At 74.2% G+C, this 18,577-nt stretch carries 15 protein-coding genes and 2 pseudogenes; 7 read left to right on the forward strand and 10 right to left on the reverse strand.

Annotation, left to right across the window (positions count from 1 at the left end; translation table 11 throughout):
- Nucleotides 1–39: 39 nt before the first annotated feature.
- The 3 genes from AC07DA_RS30455 to AC07DA_RS30465 are packed head-to-tail and all read left to right on the forward strand — an operon-like array spanning nucleotide 40 to nucleotide 3,127.
- Nucleotides 40–1,353 (forward strand): ABC transporter substrate-binding protein, encoded by a 1,314-nt coding sequence (locus AC07DA_RS30455; protein WP_479131456.1) that lies wholly within the window; start codon nucleotides 40–42, stop codon nucleotides 1,351–1,353.
- Nucleotides 1,353–2,300, forward strand: coding sequence for a carbohydrate ABC transporter permease (locus AC07DA_RS30460; RefSeq protein ID WP_479131457.1), 948 nt, complete (start codon nucleotides 1,353–1,355; stop codon nucleotides 2,298–2,300). Before AC07DA_RS30455 ends, AC07DA_RS30460 begins: the two co-directional genes overlap by 1 nt.
- Nucleotides 2,297–3,127 carry a carbohydrate ABC transporter permease gene (locus AC07DA_RS30465; protein WP_479131458.1) on the forward strand — a complete coding sequence of 277 codons (831 nt, stop codon included), beginning with the start codon at nucleotides 2,297–2,299 and terminating at the stop codon, nucleotides 3,125–3,127. Before AC07DA_RS30460 ends, AC07DA_RS30465 begins: the two co-directional genes overlap by 4 nt.
- A gap of 83 nt (nucleotides 3,128–3,210) precedes the next feature.
- On the opposite strand, the gene AC07DA_RS30470 is transcribed toward AC07DA_RS30465, so the two are convergent.
- The 3 genes from AC07DA_RS30470 to AC07DA_RS30480 all read right to left on the reverse strand — a co-directional run bounded on the left by AC07DA_RS30470 (nucleotide 3,211) and on the right by AC07DA_RS30480 (nucleotide 6,379).
- A complete protein-coding gene (locus AC07DA_RS30470) occupies nucleotides 3,211–4,500 on the reverse strand; it encodes a ribonuclease D (protein WP_479131459.1) in 1,290 nt (429 codons plus the stop codon).
- A 218-nt stretch (nucleotides 4,501–4,718) separates the two neighbouring features.
- Nucleotides 4,719–5,381 (reverse strand): response regulator transcription factor, encoded by a 663-nt coding sequence (locus AC07DA_RS30475; RefSeq protein WP_003993737.1) that lies wholly within the window; start codon nucleotides 5,379–5,381, stop codon nucleotides 4,719–4,721.
- 323 nt (nucleotides 5,382–5,704) lie between these two features.
- Complete coding sequence (locus AC07DA_RS30480; protein ID WP_479131460.1) at nucleotides 5,705–6,379, reverse strand: DUF3000 domain-containing protein; 675 nt, start codon at nucleotides 6,377–6,379, stop codon at nucleotides 5,705–5,707.
- A gap of 101 nt (nucleotides 6,380–6,480) precedes the next feature.
- On the opposite strand from AC07DA_RS30480, the gene hemE reads away from it, so the two are divergent.
- Nucleotides 6,481–7,548 (forward strand): uroporphyrinogen decarboxylase, encoded by a 1,068-nt coding sequence (gene hemE, locus AC07DA_RS30485; RefSeq protein ID WP_479131461.1) that lies wholly within the window; start codon nucleotides 6,481–6,483, stop codon nucleotides 7,546–7,548.
- 18 nt (nucleotides 7,549–7,566) lie between these two features.
- Here hemE and AC07DA_RS30490 read toward each other — a convergent pair whose 3' ends face one another.
- The gene (locus tag AC07DA_RS30490; protein WP_479131462.1) at nucleotides 7,567–8,385 is read right to left on the reverse strand and encodes a rhomboid family intramembrane serine protease; all 819 of its coding nucleotides are present in this window, start codon (nucleotides 8,383–8,385) and stop codon (nucleotides 7,567–7,569) included.
- A 134-nt stretch (nucleotides 8,386–8,519) separates the two neighbouring features.
- Between AC07DA_RS30490 and AC07DA_RS30495 the strand changes: the two genes are divergently transcribed.
- A complete protein-coding gene (locus AC07DA_RS30495; protein ID WP_479131463.1) occupies nucleotides 8,520–8,852 on the forward strand; it encodes a hypothetical protein in 333 nt (110 codons plus the stop codon).
- A gap of 79 nt (nucleotides 8,853–8,931) precedes the next feature.
- Here AC07DA_RS30495 and AC07DA_RS30500 read toward each other — a convergent pair whose 3' ends face one another.
- Nucleotides 8,932–10,329, reverse strand: a complete 1,398-nt coding sequence (locus tag AC07DA_RS30500; protein ID WP_479131464.1) for an FAD-dependent oxidoreductase — start codon at nucleotides 10,327–10,329, stop codon at nucleotides 8,932–8,934.
- A gap of 27 nt (nucleotides 10,330–10,356) precedes the next feature.
- Nucleotides 10,357–11,343 (reverse strand): DUF4349 domain-containing protein, encoded by a 987-nt coding sequence (locus AC07DA_RS30505; RefSeq protein ID WP_479131465.1) that lies wholly within the window; start codon nucleotides 11,341–11,343, stop codon nucleotides 10,357–10,359.
- A gap of 158 nt (nucleotides 11,344–11,501) precedes the next feature.
- Between AC07DA_RS30505 and hemG the strand changes: the two genes are divergently transcribed.
- Both hemG and hemQ read left to right on the forward strand, forming a co-directional pair.
- Nucleotides 11,502–13,001 (forward strand): protoporphyrinogen oxidase, encoded by a 1,500-nt coding sequence (gene hemG, locus AC07DA_RS30510; RefSeq protein ID WP_479131466.1) that lies wholly within the window; start codon nucleotides 11,502–11,504, stop codon nucleotides 12,999–13,001.
- Between the two features lie 5 nt (nucleotides 13,002–13,006).
- Entirely contained in the window at nucleotides 13,007–13,750 is a 744-nt protein-coding gene (hemQ, locus tag AC07DA_RS30515) for a hydrogen peroxide-dependent heme synthase (RefSeq protein ID WP_479131467.1), read from the forward strand.
- Here hemQ and AC07DA_RS30520 read toward each other — a convergent pair whose 3' ends face one another.
- The 4 genes and pseudogenes from AC07DA_RS30520 to AC07DA_RS30535 all read right to left on the reverse strand — a co-directional run.
- On the reverse strand, nucleotides 13,751–15,355 hold the full coding sequence (locus tag AC07DA_RS30520; protein ID WP_479131468.1) for an alpha/beta hydrolase: 1,605 nt from the start codon (nucleotides 15,353–15,355) through the stop codon (nucleotides 13,751–13,753).
- A 114-nt stretch (nucleotides 15,356–15,469) separates the two neighbouring features.
- Complete coding sequence (locus AC07DA_RS30525) at nucleotides 15,470–16,240, reverse strand: TIGR04222 domain-containing membrane protein (RefSeq protein WP_479131469.1); 771 nt, start codon at nucleotides 16,238–16,240, stop codon at nucleotides 15,470–15,472.
- Nucleotides 16,241–16,398: 158 nt separating this feature from the next.
- Nucleotides 16,399–16,806: pseudogene (locus tag AC07DA_RS30530) on the reverse strand (SCO6045 C-terminal-like domain-containing protein); the annotation flags it as partial.
- Between the two features lie 831 nt (nucleotides 16,807–17,637).
- Nucleotides 17,638–18,531: pseudogene (locus tag AC07DA_RS30535) on the reverse strand (MbnB/TglH/ChrH family RiPP precursor modification enzyme); the annotation flags it as partial.
- Nucleotides 18,532–18,577: the final 46 nt, after the last annotated feature.

Genomic DNA, 18,577 nt, shown 5'->3' on the forward strand with positions numbered 1-18,577 from the left:
TCCGTCCCGAGTCCCCTGCCGCGAACGGAGCTGACGCACATGAACCGCCGTACCGCCCTCGCCCTCGCCCTGGGCGCCGCCCTGCTGGCCTCCGGCTGCACCGGTACCGGAGGCACCGCGAAAGGCGCGGATGCCGAGGCACCCGACGATCCCTCCCAGGCCAGCGGGACCATCACGGTCCTCACCCACCGGACCGACCTGGTGCAGGACGGGACGATGGAGAAGTACGCCGCCGAGTTCCGCAGGACCCACCCCAAGGTGAAGGTCGAGTTCGACGCCATCACCGACTACGAGGGCGAAGTCAAGATCCGTATGAACACGGAGAACTACGGCGACGTCCTCATGATCCCGGGCGTGATCGAGAAGAAGGACTACCCCCGGTTCTTCGCCTCGCTGGGCAGCCGGGCCGAGCGCGCCGAGAAGTACCGCTTCACCGACTACACCACCGTGAACGGCAAGGTCTACGGCCAGAGCCCGCTCGGCGCGGTCCCCGGCTTCGTCTACAACAAGAAGGTCTGGCAGCGGGCCGGCGTCACCGACTGGCCGAAGACCCCGGCCGAGTTCCTCGCCGCCCTGAAGGCGGTCAAGGCGAAGACGGACGCGGTCCCGTACTACACCAACTTCAAGGACATGTGGCCGCTCACCCAGTGGACCCAGGTCAACGGCTCGGTCAGCTGCGACGAACAGGCCACCACCCGGCTCGCCGAGGGCAACCCCTGGGCCGAGGGATCCGACCTGCGCACCGCCGACACGCTGCTGTACGACATCGTGCGCGCGGGGCTCGCCGAGAAGGACCCGACCACCACCAACTGGGAGGCCTCCAAACCCCGGCTGGCCAAGGGCGAGATCGCCACCATGTGGCTCGGCTCCTGGGCCGTCATCCAGATACGGGGCGCCGCCGAGCAGGCGGGAGCGGACCCCGACGACATCGGGTTCATGCCCTTCCCGGCGCAGAGGAACGGCACGTTCTGCGCGGTGGCGCTGCCCGACTACAACCAGGCCGTCAACATCCACTCCGACCACAAGGCCGCCGCCCGCGCCTGGATCGACTGGTTCACCGACAAGTCCGGCTACGCCCGGGACAACCTGACCCTGTCCCCGCTGAAGGACGACCCGCTGCCCGAGGTGCTCCAGCCCTACGAGGAGGCGGGCGTGAAGCTCCTCGACCTGGACGACTCCAAGGGCGCCGAGGTGAAGTCCATCGACAACCGCTCCGAGGTCGGCATCAACAAGCCCGACTACCGCCAGGACCTCGTCGACCTCGCCCGCGGCGCCACCAAGGGCGGTCTGGACGACTTCCTGGACGGCCTGGCGAAGAGGTGGACCGAAACCCAGCAGTCCCTGGGGTCCTGATGGCGCACACCACCGAGAAGGCGGCCGTCCGTCCCGTCCGGGACCCGGCCGCCCCGCAGCCGGCTCCGGCCCCGCGCTCGGCCCGCCTGTGGCGCGGGGCCACCCCCTGGCTGTTCCTGCTGGCCCCGCTCACGCTCCTGATCGTCTTCACCTACGCGCCGATCGCCAACATGGTGGCGTACAGCTTCACCGACTGGGACGGGGTCAGCCCCGGGCTGCGCTACACCGGCGCCGAGAACTACGCCGAACTCTTCACCCGTCCCGACCTGTTCGAGGTCTTCTGGGTCAGCGGCTACTACCTGGCCGCCTCCGTCGTCCAGATCGTCGCCGCGCTCTACTTCGCCACGGTCCTGAGCTTCAACGTCCGCTTCCGCAACTTCTTCAAGGGCGTGCTGTTCTTCCCGTACCTGATCAACGGCGTGGCGATCGGTTTCGTCTTCCTCTACTTCTTCCAGGACGGCGGCACCCTCGACTCGGTCCTCGCCCTGTTCGGCGCGGAGAGCGACCGCGCGTGGCTCGGCACCCCGGAGTCGGCGAACACCTCCCTCGCGGCCGTCTCGGTCTGGCGCTACCTGGGCCTGAACTTCGTCCTGTTCCTCGGCGCGATCCAGTCGATCCCCGGGGACCTGTACGAGGCGGCCGAACTGGACGGCGCCAACCGCTGGCAGCAGTTCCGCCACATCATCGCGCCGGGCATCAAGCCGGTGCTGTCCCTGACGGTGATCCTGTCGATCTCGGGCTCCCTGTCGGTCTTCGAGATCCCGTACATCATGACCGGCGGCGCGACCGGCACCGAGACCTTCGTGATCCAGACCGTGAAGCTGGCCTTCCAGTTCAACAAGACGGGGCTCGCCTCGGCGGCCGCGATCGTGCTGCTGCTGATCGTCCTGGCCGTGACCTGGGTCCAGCGGCGCCTCGTCCCCGACGACAAGGTGGACCTGGCATGACCCGCCGCGCACTCGCCCGTGCCCTGATGTACGCGTCCCTGCTCGCCGCGACCGCGGTGGTGCTGCTCCCGCTGGCGGCCGTCCTCCTGACGTCCCTGAAGTCCGAGCGGGAGATGGCGAACGGCAGCGGCGCCCTCGCGCTCCCCGACGACCCCCTGAACCTCCACAACTACGTGACGGCGTTCCAGGACGGCCGGATGCTCTCCGCGCTCGCCAACACCGCGTTCATCCTGGTCTTCGCCATCGGCGGCACGGTCCTGATCGGCTCGATGACCGCCTACGCGATCGACCGCTTCCGCTTCCGCTTCAGGAAGCCGGTCCTGGCCCTGTTCCTGGCCGCCGCGCTGGTCCCCGGCGTCACGACGCAGGTGGCCACCTTCCAGATCGTGAACAGCCTCGGCATGTTCGACAGCCTGTGGGCGCCGATCGCCCTCTACATGGGCACGGACATCGTCTCGATCTACATCTTCCTGCAGTTCGTGCGGTCCATCCCCACGTCCCTGGACGAGGCGGCCCGGCTGGACGGGGCCAACGCCTTCACGGTCTACCGCAGGATCATCCTCCCGCTGCTGAAGCCGGCGATCGCCACGGTGGTGATCGTCAAGGGCATCACCACCTACAACGACTTCTACATCCCGTTCCTCTACATGCCCTCGGAAGATCTTGGCGTGATCTCGACGTCGCTGTTCCGCTTCAAGGGCCCCTTCGGCGCCCACTGGGAGACCATCTCGGCGGGAGCGATCCTGGTGATCGCGCCGACCCTGATCGTCTTCCTGTGCCTCCAGCGCTACATCTACAACGGCTTCACCCAGGGAGCGACCCGGTGACGACCCCCCGAGAGGGCGCGGGGAACCGCGCGGCCGGCGGGGACGAGCCGCACCCGCCGTACGCCGCCGTACGGGAGGACCCCCTACGGCGCCCCGGCGCTCAACGCGGTCACCAGCACGGGGGTGACCTGCTCGACCTGCCACGGCCGCGCCCCGTACCCGGCCAGCGCCGCCGCGACGGACCCGGCGTCCACCACCGCGGGCGGCTCCCAGCACACCCGCCGCACGGTGTCCGGCGTGATCAGGTTCTCCTGCGGCATGTTGAGTTCCTCGGCGAGCGCGGACACCCCCGCCCGGGCGGCGGACAGCCGCGCGGCCGCGGCGGGGTCCTTGTCGGCCCAGGCCCGGGGCGGCGGCGGCCCGGCCACCGGCTGCCCCGGCTGCGGCAGCTGCGCCTCGCTGAGCGCCTTCGCCCGGTCCACCGCCGCCTGCCACTGCTCCAGCTGCCGCTTGCCCATCCGGTGCCCGAACCCGTTCAGCGCGGCCAGCGCGTGCACGTTGGCCGGGAGGGCGAGCGCGGCCTCGACGATGGCCGCGTCCCCGAGCACCTTGCCGGGCGAGACGTCCCGCCGCTGCGCGATCCGGTCCCGGGTCTGCCACAGCTCCCGCACCACGGCCAGCTGCCGCCGCCGGCGCACCTTGTGCATGCCGGACGTACGCCGCCAGGGGTCCTTGCGGGGCTCGGGCGGGGGAGCCGAGGCGATCGCCTCGAACTCCTGGCGGGCCCACTCCAGCTTGCCCTGCCGGTCCAGCTCCTTCTCCAGCGCGTCGCGCAGGTCGACCAGGAGCTCGACGTCCAGCGCCGCGTACCGCAGCCAGGGCTCGGGCAGCGGCCGGGTGGACCAGTCGACGGCGGAGTGGCCCTTCTCCAGGACGAAGCCCAGCACGCTCTCGACCATCGCGCCGAGGCCGACCCGGGGGAACCCGGCGAGCCGCCCCGCCAGCTCCGTGTCGAACAGCCGCGTCGGCACCATGCCTATCTCGCGCAGGCAGGGCAGGTCCTGCGTGGCGGCGTGCAGCACCCACTCGACGCCGGACAGGGCCTCGCCCAGCGCGGACAGGTCGGGGCAGGCGACGGGATCGATCAGCGCCGTGCCGGCGCCCTCGCGGCGCAGCTGCACGAGGTAGGCGCGCTGGCCGTAGCGGTAGCCGGAGGCCCGCTCGGCGTCGACGGCGACCGGGCCGGAGCCGGCCTCGAAGGCGGCGATGACCCGGGTCAGGGCGGCCTCGTCCGCGATGACGGGCGGAATGCCCTCGCGCGGCTCCAGCAAAGGGATCGGCGCCTCCACAGCAGAAGATCCGCCGTCGTCCGGAGGGGCGCCTCCGGTGGTTCGCAGTGGGCTGTCTGCTGCGGTGTCGTGGGCGTCGGTCACCTGTCAAGGGTATCCATGTATGGACAGCGCCCGCCGACGGAACGTTCCGTCGGCGGGCGCCCGAGGGTCGCAAACCAGTCATGCCGGGGAAGGGGCGGGTTCACGAGCCGCGTGTGCGGGAAGGGGACCGGGCCGCCGGTCCCGTTCACGTCGGTGAAGGAGCGGGAAGGGTCGGGGTGCGGCGGATCGGGTGATCCGGGGTCGGTGAGCGGGCGGGGTCAGTGGATGATGCCGGTCCGCAGCGCCACCGCCACCATCCCGGCGCGGTCGCCCGTGCCGAGCTTGCGGGCGATGCGGGCGAGGTGGCTCTTGACGGTCAGCGCGGACAGGCCCATCGAGACGCCGATCGCCTTGTTGGACTGGCCTTCGGCGACCAGCCGCAGCACCTCGACCTCGCGGCCGGACAGTTCGCGGTAGCCGCCCGGGTGGCTCGGGGCACCCGGGGGGCGGCGGTGCAGGCGCGCGGCGGCGGCGCCGATGGGAGCGGCGCCCGGCCGGGTGGGGAGCCCGACGTTGGTGCGCGTGCCGGTGACGACGTAACCCTTCACACCGCCGGCGAGCGCGTTGCGCACGGCGCCGATGTCGTCGGCCGCGGAGAGGGCGAGGCCGTTGGGCCAGCCCGCGGCGCGGGTCTCCGACAGCAGGGTGAGGCCGGAGCCGTCCGGCAGGTGGACGTCGGCGACGCAGATGTCGCGGGGGTTGCCGATGCGGGGACGAGCCTCCGCGATGGACGAGGCCTCGATGACATCGCGCACACCGAGCGCCCACAGGTGGCGGGTGACGGTGGAGCGGACGCGCGGGTCGGCCACGACCACCATGGCGGTCGGCTTGTTCGGGCGGTAGGCGACCAGGCTTGCGGGCTGCTCGAGGAGAACGGACACCAGGCCTCCTGGGGTGCGGGACGGGGCCGGCTCGTGGGGGTGAAGCCGGGACGAACCGTGCTTTCAAGGTCACAGTCGTCTTCGGCACCCGACCCGTCCGCCTTTAGAGAATGATCACGATTCGGTGATAACAATCCGTGCAATTCGGACACGCGGTCGATCATTCGAAGGCCGGACGGTTTCGGTCTGCGTCGGTACGCGGTCGAAAGTGGCCGTATCGACAAAGTGATTCGGCCAAGAGGGGGACGCAGGTGTGATCGTCGACAGGGCAGCGTTGACCACCCCGTACAAGTTCGGTCAGTACGGGGTGGGAGGGGGGTCGATCAGCGCGACTGGGGTCCGCGCCGCTGGGGCAGCGTCACCACGGACGCGTCGCCGGGCACGGCCGGGGGCAGTCCCGCGACCTGGGCCAGCAGATCGCACCAGGACGCCAGGTGGGCGGCCGTGTCCGGCACCCCGCCCAGGCCCTCGCGGGGCGTCCACGAGGCGCGGATCTCGATCTGCGAGGCGGCGGGACGGGCGGACAGCCCGCCGAAGTAGTGGGAGCTCGCCCGGGTGACCGTGCCGCTGGGCTCCCCGTAGGTGAGCCCGCGCGCCTGCAGCGCGCCGGTCAGCCAGGACCAGCACACCTCCGGCAGCAGCGGGTCCGCGGCCATCTCCGGCTCCAGCTCCGCGCGCACCAGCGTCACCAGCCGGAAGGTGCCGTGCCAGGCGTCGTGCCCGGCCGGGTCGTGCAGCAGCACCAGGCGGCCGTCGGCCAGGTCCTGGTCGCCGTCGACGACCGCGGCCTCCAGCGCGTAGGAGTACGGGGCGAGCCGCTTGGGCGCGGGGGTCGGCTCGACCTCGACCTGGGGTCGCAGCCGCGCCGCCCGGAGCGCGTCGACGGCGGCGCGGAAGGGCAGCGGGGCGGTGTCCGCCTCCCGCCGCTCGTCCTCGGTGTCCTTCGCTTCGTCCATTCCGCCAGCGCCGTCCGACAGTCGTCCCTGAGCCGCAGCCATGCGGGAAGATTACGGGGACCGGAGCCCGGGTGCCGGGCTAGACACCCCGCGCCCGCCCAGGGGCTGGATCGGGCTGTCCGGCGGCGTGCGAAACTTGGGCCGTGAGTGCCAACGACGCCCCCCGGGTCCCGCAGCCGTCCGCCCCGTACGACTCCGCCTTCCTCAAGGCGTGCCGGCGCGAGCCCGTGCCGCACACGCCGGTGTGGTTCATGCGGCAGGCCGGGCGTTCGCTGCCGGAGTACCGCAAGGTGCGCGAGGGCGTTCCGATGCTGGAGTCCTGCATGCGGCCGGAACTGGTCACCGAGATCACGCTCCAGCCGGTCCGCCGGCACGGCGTGGACGCGGCGATCTACTTCAGCGACATCGTCGTCCCGCTCAAGGCCGTCGGCATCGACCTCGACATCAAGCCCGGCGTCGGCCCGGTCGTGGAGCAGCCGATCCGCAGCCGCGCCGACCTCGCCCGGCTGCGCGACCTGACCCCCGAGGACGTCTCCTACGTCACCGAGGCCATCGGCCTGCTCACCCGCGAGCTCGGCGCCACGCCCCTGATCGGCTTCGCCGGCGCCCCCTTCACCCTCGCCAGCTACCTCGTCGAGGGCGGGCCGTCCCGCACGTACGAGAACGCCAAGGCGATGATGTACGGCGACCCGGAGCTGTGGGCCGACCTGCTCGACCGCCTCGCGGACATCACGTCCGCCTTCCTGAAGGTGCAGATCGAGGCGGGCGCCTCGGCCGTCCAGCTGTTCGACTCCTGGGCGGGCGCCCTGGCCCCCGTCGACTACCGGCGCTCGGTGCTGCCGGCGTCGGCGAAGGTCTTCGAAGCCGTGGCCGGCTACGGCGTCCCGCGCATCCACTTCGGCGTCGGCACCGGCGAGCTGCTGGGCCTCATGGGGGAGGCCGGCGCGGACGTCGTCGGCGTCGACTGGCGCGTGCCGATGGACGAGGCCGCCCGCCGCGTCGGCCCCGGCAAGGCGCTCCAGGGCAACCTCGACCCGACCGTGCTGTTCGCCCCGACCGAGGCCGTCGAGGCCAAGACCCGCGAGGTCCTGGACTCGGCGGCGGGCCTGGAGGGCCACGTCTTCAACCTCGGCCACGGCGTCATGCCGTCCACGGATCCCGACGCGCTGACCCGGCTCGTGGAGTACGTCCACACGCACACCGCCCGCTGACCCCGTCCGGCCCGGAGCTCACCACCCGGGCCGCGCCCGCCTGCCGAACAGGATGCCGCGCGGCTCCGGCGGGGGCGGTGTGCCGGGACGCAGCGGCAGGGCGATCAGCAGGCCCGCGACGAAACCGGCGACGTGCGCCGCGTACGCCACCGTGCCCGCGTCGGAGACACCCGCGCCGGACGAGTACACCGCCTGCAGCACGAACCACAGACCCAGCACGATCCAGGCCGGCAGCCGCAGCGGCAGGAAGACCAAGAACGGGACGAGCACCCAGACCCGGGCCCTCGGATACAGCACCAGATAGGCACCCAGCACGCCGGCGATCGCCCCCGAGGCGCCGATCAGCGGGCTGCCCGAGCCGGCGTTGAGGAGCGCGAAGCCGTAGGCGGCCGCGATGCCGCAGACCGCGTAGAAGAGCAGGAAGCGCAGGTGGCCCATGCGGTCCTCGATGTTGTTGCCGAAGATCCACAGGAACAGCATGTTGCCCAGCAGGTGCAGCCAGCCGCCGTGCAGGAACATCGCCGTCAGCACGCTCAGTTCCGGTGACTTGTCGTAGGACGGCGGGCCGACCACGCAGCCCGCTCCCTGCGGGCCCACGCCCACGTCGCCGGTGGGCACCAGGCGCGGCATCCGGTGGTGGATCAGCTCCCGCGGCACCGCCGCCCACTGGTCGAGGAACGCCTGGAGGTGGCAGAGCTGCGCCAGGTTGCTCCCGCCGGTGAGGGAGCCGGCCATGCCGGGGGTGCACAGGAACACGACGACGTTGGCGGCCAGCAGCGCGTACGTCACCCACGGGGTGCGCCGCACGGGGTTCACGTCATGGACGGGGATCACCACACCCCACGTGTGCCCGGAGCGCCGCAGGTGAATCGGCAGGGCGCGTGAACGCGGCCGTCCGGGCGCGCGTATGTGTCGGCAACCGCCCGCGGCGCGGGGAAGGCGGGCCGCGGGGCCGACGTGAGGAACAGGCGATGAACGACCGAGTGACTCCGCCCATGCACGCACTGCCGGACGGCGAGGCGGAGCTGACGCTGGTGGTGCGGCTGCCCTGGGAGGACGTGGCCCGCCTCGGCCAGGACGCGGGGCGGCTGGCCGCGCAGTGGCGGCGGCCGGTGACGCTGGAGGAGGCGGTGAGCCACCGGCTGCGCTCCTCGCGGGCGGCCGCGCACGCCAAGCCGGCGGGGGAGCAGCCGCCCGCGGTGACCGCCGCGCCGGCGTCGGTGTCGTCCCTGCCGTCCCGGCCGCCGGCCGAGCAGGCGCGGCAGGCCATCGACCGGATCAACGGGACGGCCGGGACCGCGTAGCGTCTCGCCGCGGCGGCGCGGGCTGCGTCCCGGGACGCGGGCTCGTTGCGGCCCGTCGCGCGGTTCGGCCGCGCCCCCTTCAGGGCGCGGCCGAACCGCGCACCTTCGCCGCCGCCTTGCGGGCCGCCACCAGCACCGGGTCCCAGACCGGGGAGAACGGCGGGGCGTAGCCCAGGTCCAGGGTCGTCATCTGCTCCGCCGTCATGCCCGCCGTGAGGGCGACCGCCGCGATGTCGACGCGTTTGCCCGCGCCCTCCCTGCCGACGATCTGCACGCCGAGCAGGCGGCCGGTGCGCAGCTCGGCGAGCATCTTGACCGTCATCGGGGAGGCGTCCGGGTAGTAGCCCGCGCGGCTGGTCGACTCGATGGTGACCGCCTCGAAACGGAGCCCGACGCGGCGGGCGTCCTTCTCGCGCAGGCCGGTGCGCGCGATCTCCAGGTCGCACACCTTGCTGACCGCCGTGCCGACCACGCCCGGGAACGTGGCGTAGCCGCCGCCGACGTTGGTGCCGATGACCTGGCCGTGCTTGTTGGCGTGGGTGCCGAGCGCGATGTGCCGCTCCTGGCCGGAGACCAGGTCGAGGACCTCGACGCAGTCGCCGCCCGCCCACACGTCCTCGCGGCCCCGCACCCGCATCGAACGGTCCGTGAGGAGCCCGCCGTGCGTGCCGAGGGGGAGGCCGGCCGCCCGTGCCAGGGCCGTCTCGGGGCGCACACCGATGCCGAGCACCACCACGTCCGCCGGGAACTCGCGCTCCCGCGTGGCCACCGCCCGGACCCGGCCGTCGTCCCCGGTGCGGATCTTCGTCACCTCGGCGTCGTTCACCATCGTGATGCCCAGGCCCTCCATGGCCTCGTGCACCAGCCGGCCCATGTCGGGGTCGAGCGTCGACATCGGTTCGCTGCCCCGGTTGACGACCGTCACCTCGTAGCCGCGGTTGAGCAGCGCCTCGGCCATCTCCACGCCGATGTAGCCGGCCCCGACGACCACCGCGCGACGGCCGGGCGTGCCCGCGAGCGTGTCGAGCAGGGCCTGGCCGTCGTCCAGCGTCTGCACGCCGTGCACCCCGGGCGCGTCGGCCCCGGGCAGGTCCGGCCGGATCGGCCGGGCCCCGGTCGCGATCACGAGCTTGTCGTACGGCGTCCAGGTCTCGGCGCCCGAGTCGAGGTCGCGCGCCCGGACCCGCCGCCCGTCGAGGTCGAGTTCCGTGACCTCGGTGCGCAGCCGCACGTCGATGTCCCGCGCGCGGTGCTGCTCGGGCCCGCGGGCGATCAGCCGGTCCCGGTCGGTGACGTGGCCGCCCACCCAGTAGGGGATGCCGCACGCGGAGTACGACGTGAAGTGGCCCCGTTCGAACGCCACGATCTCCAGCTCGCCGGGGCCCTTCAGACGGCGGGCCTGCGACGCCGCGGACATGCCCGCGGCGTCACCGCCGACGACGACGAGTCGCTCCCTGCGCGTACGGCTCATGTTCATGCGAACACGCTACGGGAGCAGGGGTTTTCAGTCCTGCTCGCCCGGGGTCCGCGGCTGCGCGGCCTGCGGCGCCGGGCGGGCCGCCGGCAGCGGGCCGAGCGCCGTCGCCGCGGGGGCCGGCCGGGGCCGGCGCGGCAGACGGGGGCGTACGACGCGCAGCCACAGCAGCGCGAGCAGGGCCGCCACGGCCGCGAACGGCAGGACCGCGCCGAACGCCACCGCGAGCCAGCGCAGCATCGTCACGAAGGCGTTCCAGCCGCCCGCGAGCGCGTCCACGAACCCCGGGTCGTCGTCCTTCGCCTCCTTCTTCACCGGCGTCTCGGTCAGCGTGAGGGTGATGGTGGCCAGGCTCGTGCGGTCCTGAAGGGACTTCTGCCGGGCGAGCAGCGCCTCCAGGTCGGCCTGCCGGGTGCTCAGCTCGCCCTCCAGGGTCACCACGTCACCGAGCTTGGTGGCCCGGTCCATCAGCTCGCGGATCCGGGCCACGCTGGCCCGCTGCGAGGTGATCCGGCTCTCCACGTCCACGACCTGGTCGGTGACGTCCTCGGCCTTCGCGTTGCGGTCGAGGAGCTTGCCGCTGCCCTCCAGGCCGGCCAGGACCTCGTCGTACTTCCCGGCGGGCACCCGCAGCACGACCCGGGTGCGCTCGCGGTCCTCGGCGTCCCGCGTGGTGGTCTCGTCGCCGATGTACCCGCCCGCGTTCTCGGTGCTGGTACGGGCCTCCTCCAGGGCCTTCGGGACGTCCTTGACCTGCACGGTCAGCGAGGCGGTGCGGACGATGTGCTGCGCGGGGAGCTTCGCCGGCGCGGTCGCCCGGGGCCCGCTGCCGGTCCCGCCGGGCGCGGCCTCCTTCGCACCCGCCCCGGCACCGTCCTGCGCGAGGCTCCGGTCGGCGGCCGAACTCCCGGCGGAGTCGTCACCGGCGCCGCTGCACCCGGCCAGGGCGAGGGCGGCGGCCAGCAGGAGGGCCGCCAGGGCCGGGGCGGGGCGGCGGACGGATCGTCGTGTACGCATGCGGGCATCCCCCGAGGGTCGATTCTGCTGACGCTTCTTCGACGCCCGAGCGGCGCCGGACGTTTGGCCCGGGACGGTTCCGATGCGGTCACGGTCAAGACTCGTGCCGGACACCGGGGCGCGGCGGCGGCGCCGGCGGTGTCTGAGAGGCTGGGGGCATGCGCGAGGTTCGAGGTCGTGGGGGCACGGGGCGGGTCGTCGTCGTCGGGGCGGGCATCGCGGGGCTGGCCGCCGCGCACCGGCTGCTGCAGCGGGGGGCGCGGGTGACCGTGCTGGAGGCCTCCGCCCGGGTCGGCGGCAAACTGCTCCCCGGGGAGATCGCCGGCGCCCGGGTGGACCTCGGCGCCGAGTCGATGCTCGCCCGCCGGCCCGAGGCGGTGGCGCTCGCGCGCGAGGTGGGCCTCGCCGACCGCCTGCAGCCGCCCGCGACCGCGACGGCCTCGATCTGGACGCGCGGCGCCCTGCGCCCCATGCCCAAGGGCCATGTGATGGGCGTGCCCGGTACCGCGGCCGCCCTGTCCGGGGTGCTGTCCGAGGAGGGACTCGCCCGCATCGGGCGCGACGCCGACCTGCCGCGCACCCCGGTCGGGGACGACGTGGCCGTCGGGGCGTACGTGGCGGCGCGCCTCGGCCGCGAGGTCGTCGACCGGCTGGTGGAGCCCCTGCTGGGCGGGGTGTACGCGGGCGACGCCTACCGCATCTCCCTGCGCTCGGCCGTCCCGCAGCTGTTCGAGGCCGCCCGCACCCACACCTCCCTGACCGAGGGCGTGCGCGAGATCCAGGCGAAGGCGGCCGCCGCGCGACAGACCGGGCCGGTCTTCATGGGCATCCGCGGCGGCGTCGGCAGCCTGCCCCTGGCGGTGGCGGAGTCGGTGCGGGCCCGCGGCGGCGAGATCCTCACCGGCACCGAGGTGACGGAGCTGCGCAGGGTGGCTCCGCGGCCGGGCGGTTCCGGCCCGGGCGGGGGCGCGTCGCCCGCGACCTGGCGCCTGGTCGCCGGTGACCGGGCGCTGGAGGCCGACGCGGTGGTGCTCGCCGTCCCCGCCCCCGTCGCCGCCCGGCTGCTGCGGGCCGAGAGCCCCGGGGCCGCCGCCGGGCTCGACACCGTCGAGTACGCCTCGATGGCCCTGGTCACCCTCGCCTACCGCCGCGCCGGGACGGACCTGCCCGACGGCAGCGGCTTCCTCGTGCCGCCCGTCGACGGGCGCACCATCAAGGCCTCCACCTTCGTCTCGCGGAAGTGGGGCTGGATCGCCGAGGAGAACCCCGGTCTGGTCGTCCTGCGCACCTCCGTCGGGCGGTACGGCGAGACGGAGATCCTCGGGCGCGACGACAGCGAGCTGGTCGACGTCTCCCGGCACGACCTGAAGGCGGCGACCGGCCTGGACGCCACGCCCGTCGCCGCCCGCGTCACCCGCTGGGACGACGGCCTGCCGCAGTACCCGGTCGGCCACCACGCGCGCGTGGCCCGCATCCGCGAGCAGGTCGCCCAGCTGCCCGGGCTCGCCGTCTGCGGCGCCCCCTACGACGGCGTCGGCATCCCCGCCTGCATCGCGAGCGCCTACGCCGCCGTCGACCGGATCCACGGTGACCTGCGGGGTGTGCAGGAGCTCACCGCCCACCCGGTGCAGAGCCCGCACGGCGGAGCGGGAGAATGAGGAGCATGAGTGACGACGCCTCCACCACGCCCCCCGGCACCGCGGCCGAGCGCATCCCGAACAAGGGCAAGCTGGCCAAGGACCTCAACGAGGTCATCCGCTACACGCTCTGGTCCGTCTTCCGGCTGAAGGACGTGCTGCCCGAGGACCGCGCCGGGTACGCCGACGAGGTCCAGGAGCTGTTCGACCAGCTCGCCGCGAAGGACGTGACCGTCCGCGGCACCTACGACGTCTCCGGCCTGCGCGCCGACGCCGACCTCATGATCTGGTGGCACGCGGAGACCAGCGACGCGCTGCAGGAGGCGTACAACCTCTTCCGCCGCACGAAGCTGGGCCGCGCCCTGGAGCCGGTCTGGTCGAACATGGCGCTGCACCGCCCCGCCGAGTTCAACCGCTCGCACATCCCGGCGTTCCTCGCCGACGAGACGCCCCGCGACTACGTGAGCGTCTACCCCTTCGTGCGCTCCTACGACTGGTACCTGCTGCCCGACGAGGACCGCCGCCGCATGCTCGCCGACCACGGCAAGATGGCCCGCGGCTTCCCGGACGTGCGCGCCAACACCGTCGCCTCCTTCTCGCTGGGCGACTACGAGTGGATCCTCGCCTTCGAGGCGGACGAGCTGTACCGCATCGTCGACCTCATGCGCCACCTGCGCGGCTCGGAGGCCCGGATGCACGTCCGCGAGGAGGTCCCGTTCTACACGGGCCGCCGCAAGGACGTCGCCGAGCTGGTCGCCGGCCTGGCCTGATCAGCGCGGGCGCCGCCCGGCCCCGGCCCGGTCGTCCGGGGCCGTCGGCCTCGGCTCGGCGTGCGGGGCGCAGTCCGCACGCCGTCCGGGCAGCCGCCCCTCCAGCAGGTACGCCTCCAGGTGCCCGTTGACGCAGGCGTTCGGCCCGCCCGCGAGGCCGTGGGCTCCGGCGTCCCGCTCGGTCACCAGCACCGAACCCGGAAGACGCCGGTGGAGTCCGAGCGCACCGCGGTACGGCGTGGCCGCGTCCCGCTCGGCCGCCAGGATCAGCGTCGGCGGCAGCTCGCCCGGCCCCGCGCCGACGTCCAGCGGCCGCTGCCGGGGCGCGGGCCAGGAGGCGCACGGCAGGTTGGTCCACACGTTGTCCCAGGTCTCGAAGGGCGCCACCCGGGCGAGCCGGGTGTTGTCGCGGTCCCAGACCTCCCAGTCCGTCGGCCAGGGGGCGTCGTTGCACTCGACGGCCACGTACACCGCCCGGGTGTTCTCCGCCTCCGCGGCGGCCTCGGGATGCTGTTCCGCCTGATCGACCAGGGGCCCGGGGTCGCCCCTGAGATACGCCGACAGCGCGTGCGCCCGGTGCGGCCACTGGTCGTCGTAGTACCCGGCCTGCAGGAACGCCCCCTGCAACTGCCCCGGCCCGACCTTCCCGCCGGCGGGCTCGGCGGCCAGCCGCGTCCGCGCCCGTTCGTAGCTGCGCAGCACCTCCCGCGCGGTCCGGCCCAGCCCGTACACCCCGTGGTGCCGGGCGATCCAGTCCCGGAAGTCCCGCCAGCGGTGCTCGAACGCGGCCGACTGGGCGAGGTTGTTGCGGTACCAGACCCGCGCCGGGTCGGGGTCGACCACCGAGTCGAACACCATCCGCCGCACGTGCCCGGGGAACAACGTCGCGTACAGGGCCCCGAAGTACGTGCCGTACGAGGAGCCGAGGAACGTCAGCCGCTCCTCGCCGAGCGCGGCGCGCAGCACGTCGAGGTCGCGGGCGTTGTTCAGCGAGTGGTAGTGGCGCAGCGCGTCGCCCGCGCGGTCGGCGCAGCCGCGGGCGTACGCTTCGGCCTGCGCGCGGCGTTCCCTCTTGTACGCCTCGGAGGGGTGCGCCGGCGCCTGCGTCGGCCCCTTGAAGAACTGCTTCGGGTCCTGGCACGACAGCGGCGCGGAAGGGGCGACCCCGCGCGGGGCGTAGCCGACGAGGTCGTAGGCGGCCGCGATCCGCTTCCACTCCGGGAGCAGGCCGATCAGCGGGAAGTACAGGCCGGTGGCGCCGGGTCCGCCGGGGTTGTGCACGAGGGCGCCCTGCCGCGGGACCGCGCGCCTGCCCCGCGGGTCCTCGCCGGTCGCCCGGGCGCGGCTGACGGTGAGGGCGATCTGCCGCCCGTCCGGCCGGGCGTAGTCCAGGGGGACCTTGACGGTGCCGCACCGCATGCTGCCGGGCAGGTCCTGTGCGTCGGGGCACGGGCCGAACTCGACCCCGGCCGCCCTGGCCCGCGCCGCGGCGACCGCCGTGCCGCGCATCTCGGCGGTCCCGGAGCGGCCCTCGGCGTCCGGCACGGCCGTGAGGGCGCTCAGCAGCAGGGATCCCGCGGCCGAGTAGAGGAGGGCGGCTCGCATGGGGTTCCCTTCGCTGCACGGTGGCGACGCAAGGGATGTTTCGTGCGCGAAGGGACGAAGGCAAGCACCGTCCGCCGGTGTCGGCGCCGGTGCGCCCGGTGCGCCCCCGGTCGCTCAGTCGCGAGACCCTCCGTGGGTGAAGGCCGCGCGCAGGTCCGGCTCGCCGATCGCGCTGACCCCGCGCACCGCCACCGAGGTGAGGTACGCACGGTCGTCGGCGTCGCCGTCCGCGGTCCGGGCCAGGGAGCCGAGCAGCCGCTGACCGGCCGGGGACGCCCAGCGCGAGTACGGGTGGATCTCGACGCGCGCCACGGCGAGGCAGCTCAGGACGAGGGCGAGCGGCAGCGCGAACCACAGGGCGGCCAGGTGGCGCGGCATGTCCGGCGGAAGGGGTGTCAGCAGCGCGGCGCAGCCGAGAGCGAGCACGGCGACGGCCGCCCCGCGCACCTGCCGGACCGCCGAGGCCACGGTCGTCCGGGCGCTGCCGGGGACGGCCAGCCCCGCGCGCACCAGCCCGTCGGCGATGCCGCGCACCGCCTCCGCCGCGGCGGCCGTGGACCGCACCGGCGCGATGCGGGACTGCCCCCCGGGTCCGATGGCCCCTATCACCGACCGCTCCATCTCGTCGCGCCCGCGCGGGTCGACGACGGTCGCCCAGCCGGTGCGGGCCAGCAGCAGACGCCGCTGGCGCGCCATGGCGACCAGGGTCACGTCGGCGACCCGCCGGGGCCCGCCCGAGAGGAACGCGGCCTCGTACACCGTGAGTTCACGGACCCGGCCGGTGCCCGTGTCACCGGCCGCGGCCCGCACGGCGGCCAGGCACAGGCGGGTGCACGCCGTACCCGCCACGGCCCAGGCCGCCAGCAGGAAAAGGACCCAGAGCATATGTTGTTTGTATGTGACACGGTCGTGGAAGCACCATGCCTTGTTCACGATCCGGACGGAGTGTTGTCGGTACGTGACGTTCCGTTTCACTGCCCCGGCGGCGGACCGTGCGGTTGCTCGGGGCCGGGCTGCCGGGTGATCTCCGAGAGGCCCGGGCGTCAGCGCCGCAGGAGCACCCTGCGCGTCGCCCGGGCCAGTCGGTGGACGGGCCGCCCGGAGCGCGGCGTGGGGCCCGAGCGCTCCAGCCACCACTCCCTCAGTTCCCGCCGGGCCTGGGCACCCCCGGGCCGGCCGGCGGCGAGCAGGTGCCCGGCGAAGTCGAGGGCGTCGCGCCGGTAGCCGCCGGTCATGGGGCTGGCCTGGGCGTAGCCCAGGAAGGCCGGGCGGTACTCCTCGCCCAGGATCAGCGGCAGTTCGGGCGCGACCTTCGCCACGACGTCCGCCCGCTTCGCCGCGAGCGCCCGGGCCTGCACGCCGATCCGCACCCGGTCGAACCCCTCGGGCACGGGCGTCCCGGCGACCAGCGCCGACAACAAGGCGGTCTGCGCCAGACCGAGCCGCAGCCGGACCTCCTCACCGACGCGCCCGGACGCGCTCCGGGCCCGCGGGACGGCGTCCCCGGGCCGCGGACGGGCCTCTCCACCGACGCGCCCGAGTCCCTCCCGGGCCTCATCGCCGGCGTCCGCGGGTCCCCGTCCGGCCTTCCCGTCGGCGGGCCCGAGCCGCAGCCGGGCCTCGTCGTCGGCGTCCGCGGGTCCCCGTCCGGCCTTCCCGTCGGCGGGCCCGAGCCGCAGCCGGGCCTCGTCGTCGGCGTCCGCGGGTCCCTGCCGGGTCTTCCCGCCGGCGGGCCCGAGTCCCTCCCGGGCCTCAATGTCGGCGTCCGCGGGTCCCCGTCCGGCCCTCCCGTCGGCGGGCCCGAGCCGCAGCCGGGCCTCGTCGTCGGCGTCCGCGGGTCCCTGCCGGGTCTCTCCCTCGGTGCGCTCGGGCCGCCGCCCGGCTGCGGCGGCGTCCCCGGGGTGGGGTCGGCCGAAGGCGCCCCGTGTCGCCTCGGCCGCCCCGGTCTCGTCACCCCGCGGCGGGGTGGCCACTCCTGCCTCCGGTGCCTGCGCCCCCGCGTGGGGAACAGCCGTCCCGGACCCGGGTGCCTCCAGGCCCGCTGGGGAATTCCCCGTTCCCGGCCCGGGTGTCTCGACCGCCGGGTGGGGAACCCTCGTCCCCGGCCCGGGTATCCGCCCGTCCCTGCGGCTCGCCCTCGCCCCCGGCCCGGGTGTCTCCGCTCCCGGGCGGGGAGCCCCCACCCCCGGCCCGGATGTCCCCACCCCCGGGTGGACAACCCCCGACCCCTGCCCCGGTGCCCCCACCCCGGTAGGGGAAGCCCCCGGCCCCGATGTCTCCACTCCCGCTCCCGCGACCGCGCTCGCAGCCGCCCGGCCCGCCTCGCGTACCTCCGCCTTCACCCGTTCCACCGCCCCCGCCTCCAGGGCCCGCCGGATCGAGGTCAGCTCGGACTGGAGTTCCGCCGGTTCGGGGAAGTTCTCGTCCCGCTCCAGCAGGACACCCGGGGGGCGGACGCGGGAGGCCAGGTCGGTCAGGATGTCGAGGACCGGCCGCGGCACGGGGTGGGCGTGGCTGTCGTGCCAGACGCCGTCCCGTGCGAAGCCGCCCGCGACGTGGACGTAGGCGATGGCCTCCAGGGGGAGTTCCGCCAGGGCCTTCGCGGGGTCCTCGCCGCGGTTGACGTGGTTGGTGTGCAGGTTCGCCACGTCGATGAGGAGCCGCACCCCCGTGCGGTCGGCCAGTTCGTACAGGAACTGGCCCTCCGTCATCTCCTCCGCGGGCCAGGAGATCAGCGCGGCGATGTTCTCCACGGCCAGCGGCACCGGCAGCGCGTCCTGAGCGATCCGCACGTTCTCGCACAGCACGTCCAGGGCGTCCCGGGTGCGGGGGACGGGCAGCAGGTGACCCGCCTCCAGCCGCGGGGACGCGGTCAGGGAACCGCCCGCGCGGACGAACGCGATGTGCTCGGTGACCAGCGGCGAGCCCAGTACCGCCGCCCGTTCGGCCAGCGCGGCCAGCCGGTCCGCGTCGGGCCGCTCCGCGCCCCCGAGACCCAGCGAGACACCGTGCGGCACCACGGTGACGCCGCGTTCGCGCAGCCGCCGCAGCGAGTCGGGCAGGTGCCCGGGGCAGACGTTCTCGGCCACGGCCTCGACCCAGTCGACGCCCGGCATGCGCTCCACGGCGTCCGCGATCTCCGGCCGCCACCCGATGCCCGTCCCCAGTCGCTCCATCGTCCCCTCCTCCACCCGGCCCCGCCCCGAACGTGAGGGGCGTATG

The organism is Streptomyces sp. NPDC044921, from assembly GCF_056432865.1.

What these genes read in the sequence shown, in the direction of transcription:
- AC07DA_RS30455 (WP_479131456.1), top strand. Translation starts at nt 40, where the DNA reads ATGAACCGCCGTACCGCCCTCGCCCTCGCCCTGGGCGCCGCCCTGCTG.
- AC07DA_RS30460 (WP_479131457.1), top strand. Translation starts at nt 1,353, where the DNA reads ATGGCGCACACCACCGAGAAGGCGGCCGTCCGTCCCGTCCGGGACCCG.
- AC07DA_RS30465 (WP_479131458.1), top strand. Translation starts at nt 2,297, where the DNA reads ATGACCCGCCGCGCACTCGCCCGTGCCCTGATGTACGCGTCCCTGCTC.
- AC07DA_RS30480 (WP_479131460.1), bottom strand. Translation starts at nt 6,379, where the DNA reads ATGGCTGCGGCTCAGGGACGACTGTCGGACGGCGCTGGCGGAATGGAC.
- AC07DA_RS30495 (WP_479131463.1), top strand. Translation starts at nt 8,520, where the DNA reads ATGAACGACCGAGTGACTCCGCCCATGCACGCACTGCCGGACGGCGAG.
- AC07DA_RS30500 (WP_479131464.1), bottom strand. Translation starts at nt 10,329, where the DNA reads ATGAACATGAGCCGTACGCGCAGGGAGCGACTCGTCGTCGTCGGCGGT.
- AC07DA_RS30505 (WP_479131465.1), bottom strand. Translation starts at nt 11,343, where the DNA reads ATGCGTACACGACGATCCGTCCGCCGCCCCGCCCCGGCCCTGGCGGCC.
- hemG (WP_479131466.1), top strand. Translation starts at nt 11,502, where the DNA reads ATGCGCGAGGTTCGAGGTCGTGGGGGCACGGGGCGGGTCGTCGTCGTC.
- hemQ (WP_479131467.1), top strand. Translation starts at nt 13,007, where the DNA reads ATGAGTGACGACGCCTCCACCACGCCCCCCGGCACCGCGGCCGAGCGC.
- AC07DA_RS30520 (WP_479131468.1), bottom strand. Translation starts at nt 15,355, where the DNA reads ATGCGAGCCGCCCTCCTCTACTCGGCCGCGGGATCCCTGCTGCTGAGC.
- AC07DA_RS30525 (WP_479131469.1), bottom strand. Translation starts at nt 16,240, where the DNA reads ATGCTCTGGGTCCTTTTCCTGCTGGCGGCCTGGGCCGTGGCGGGTACG.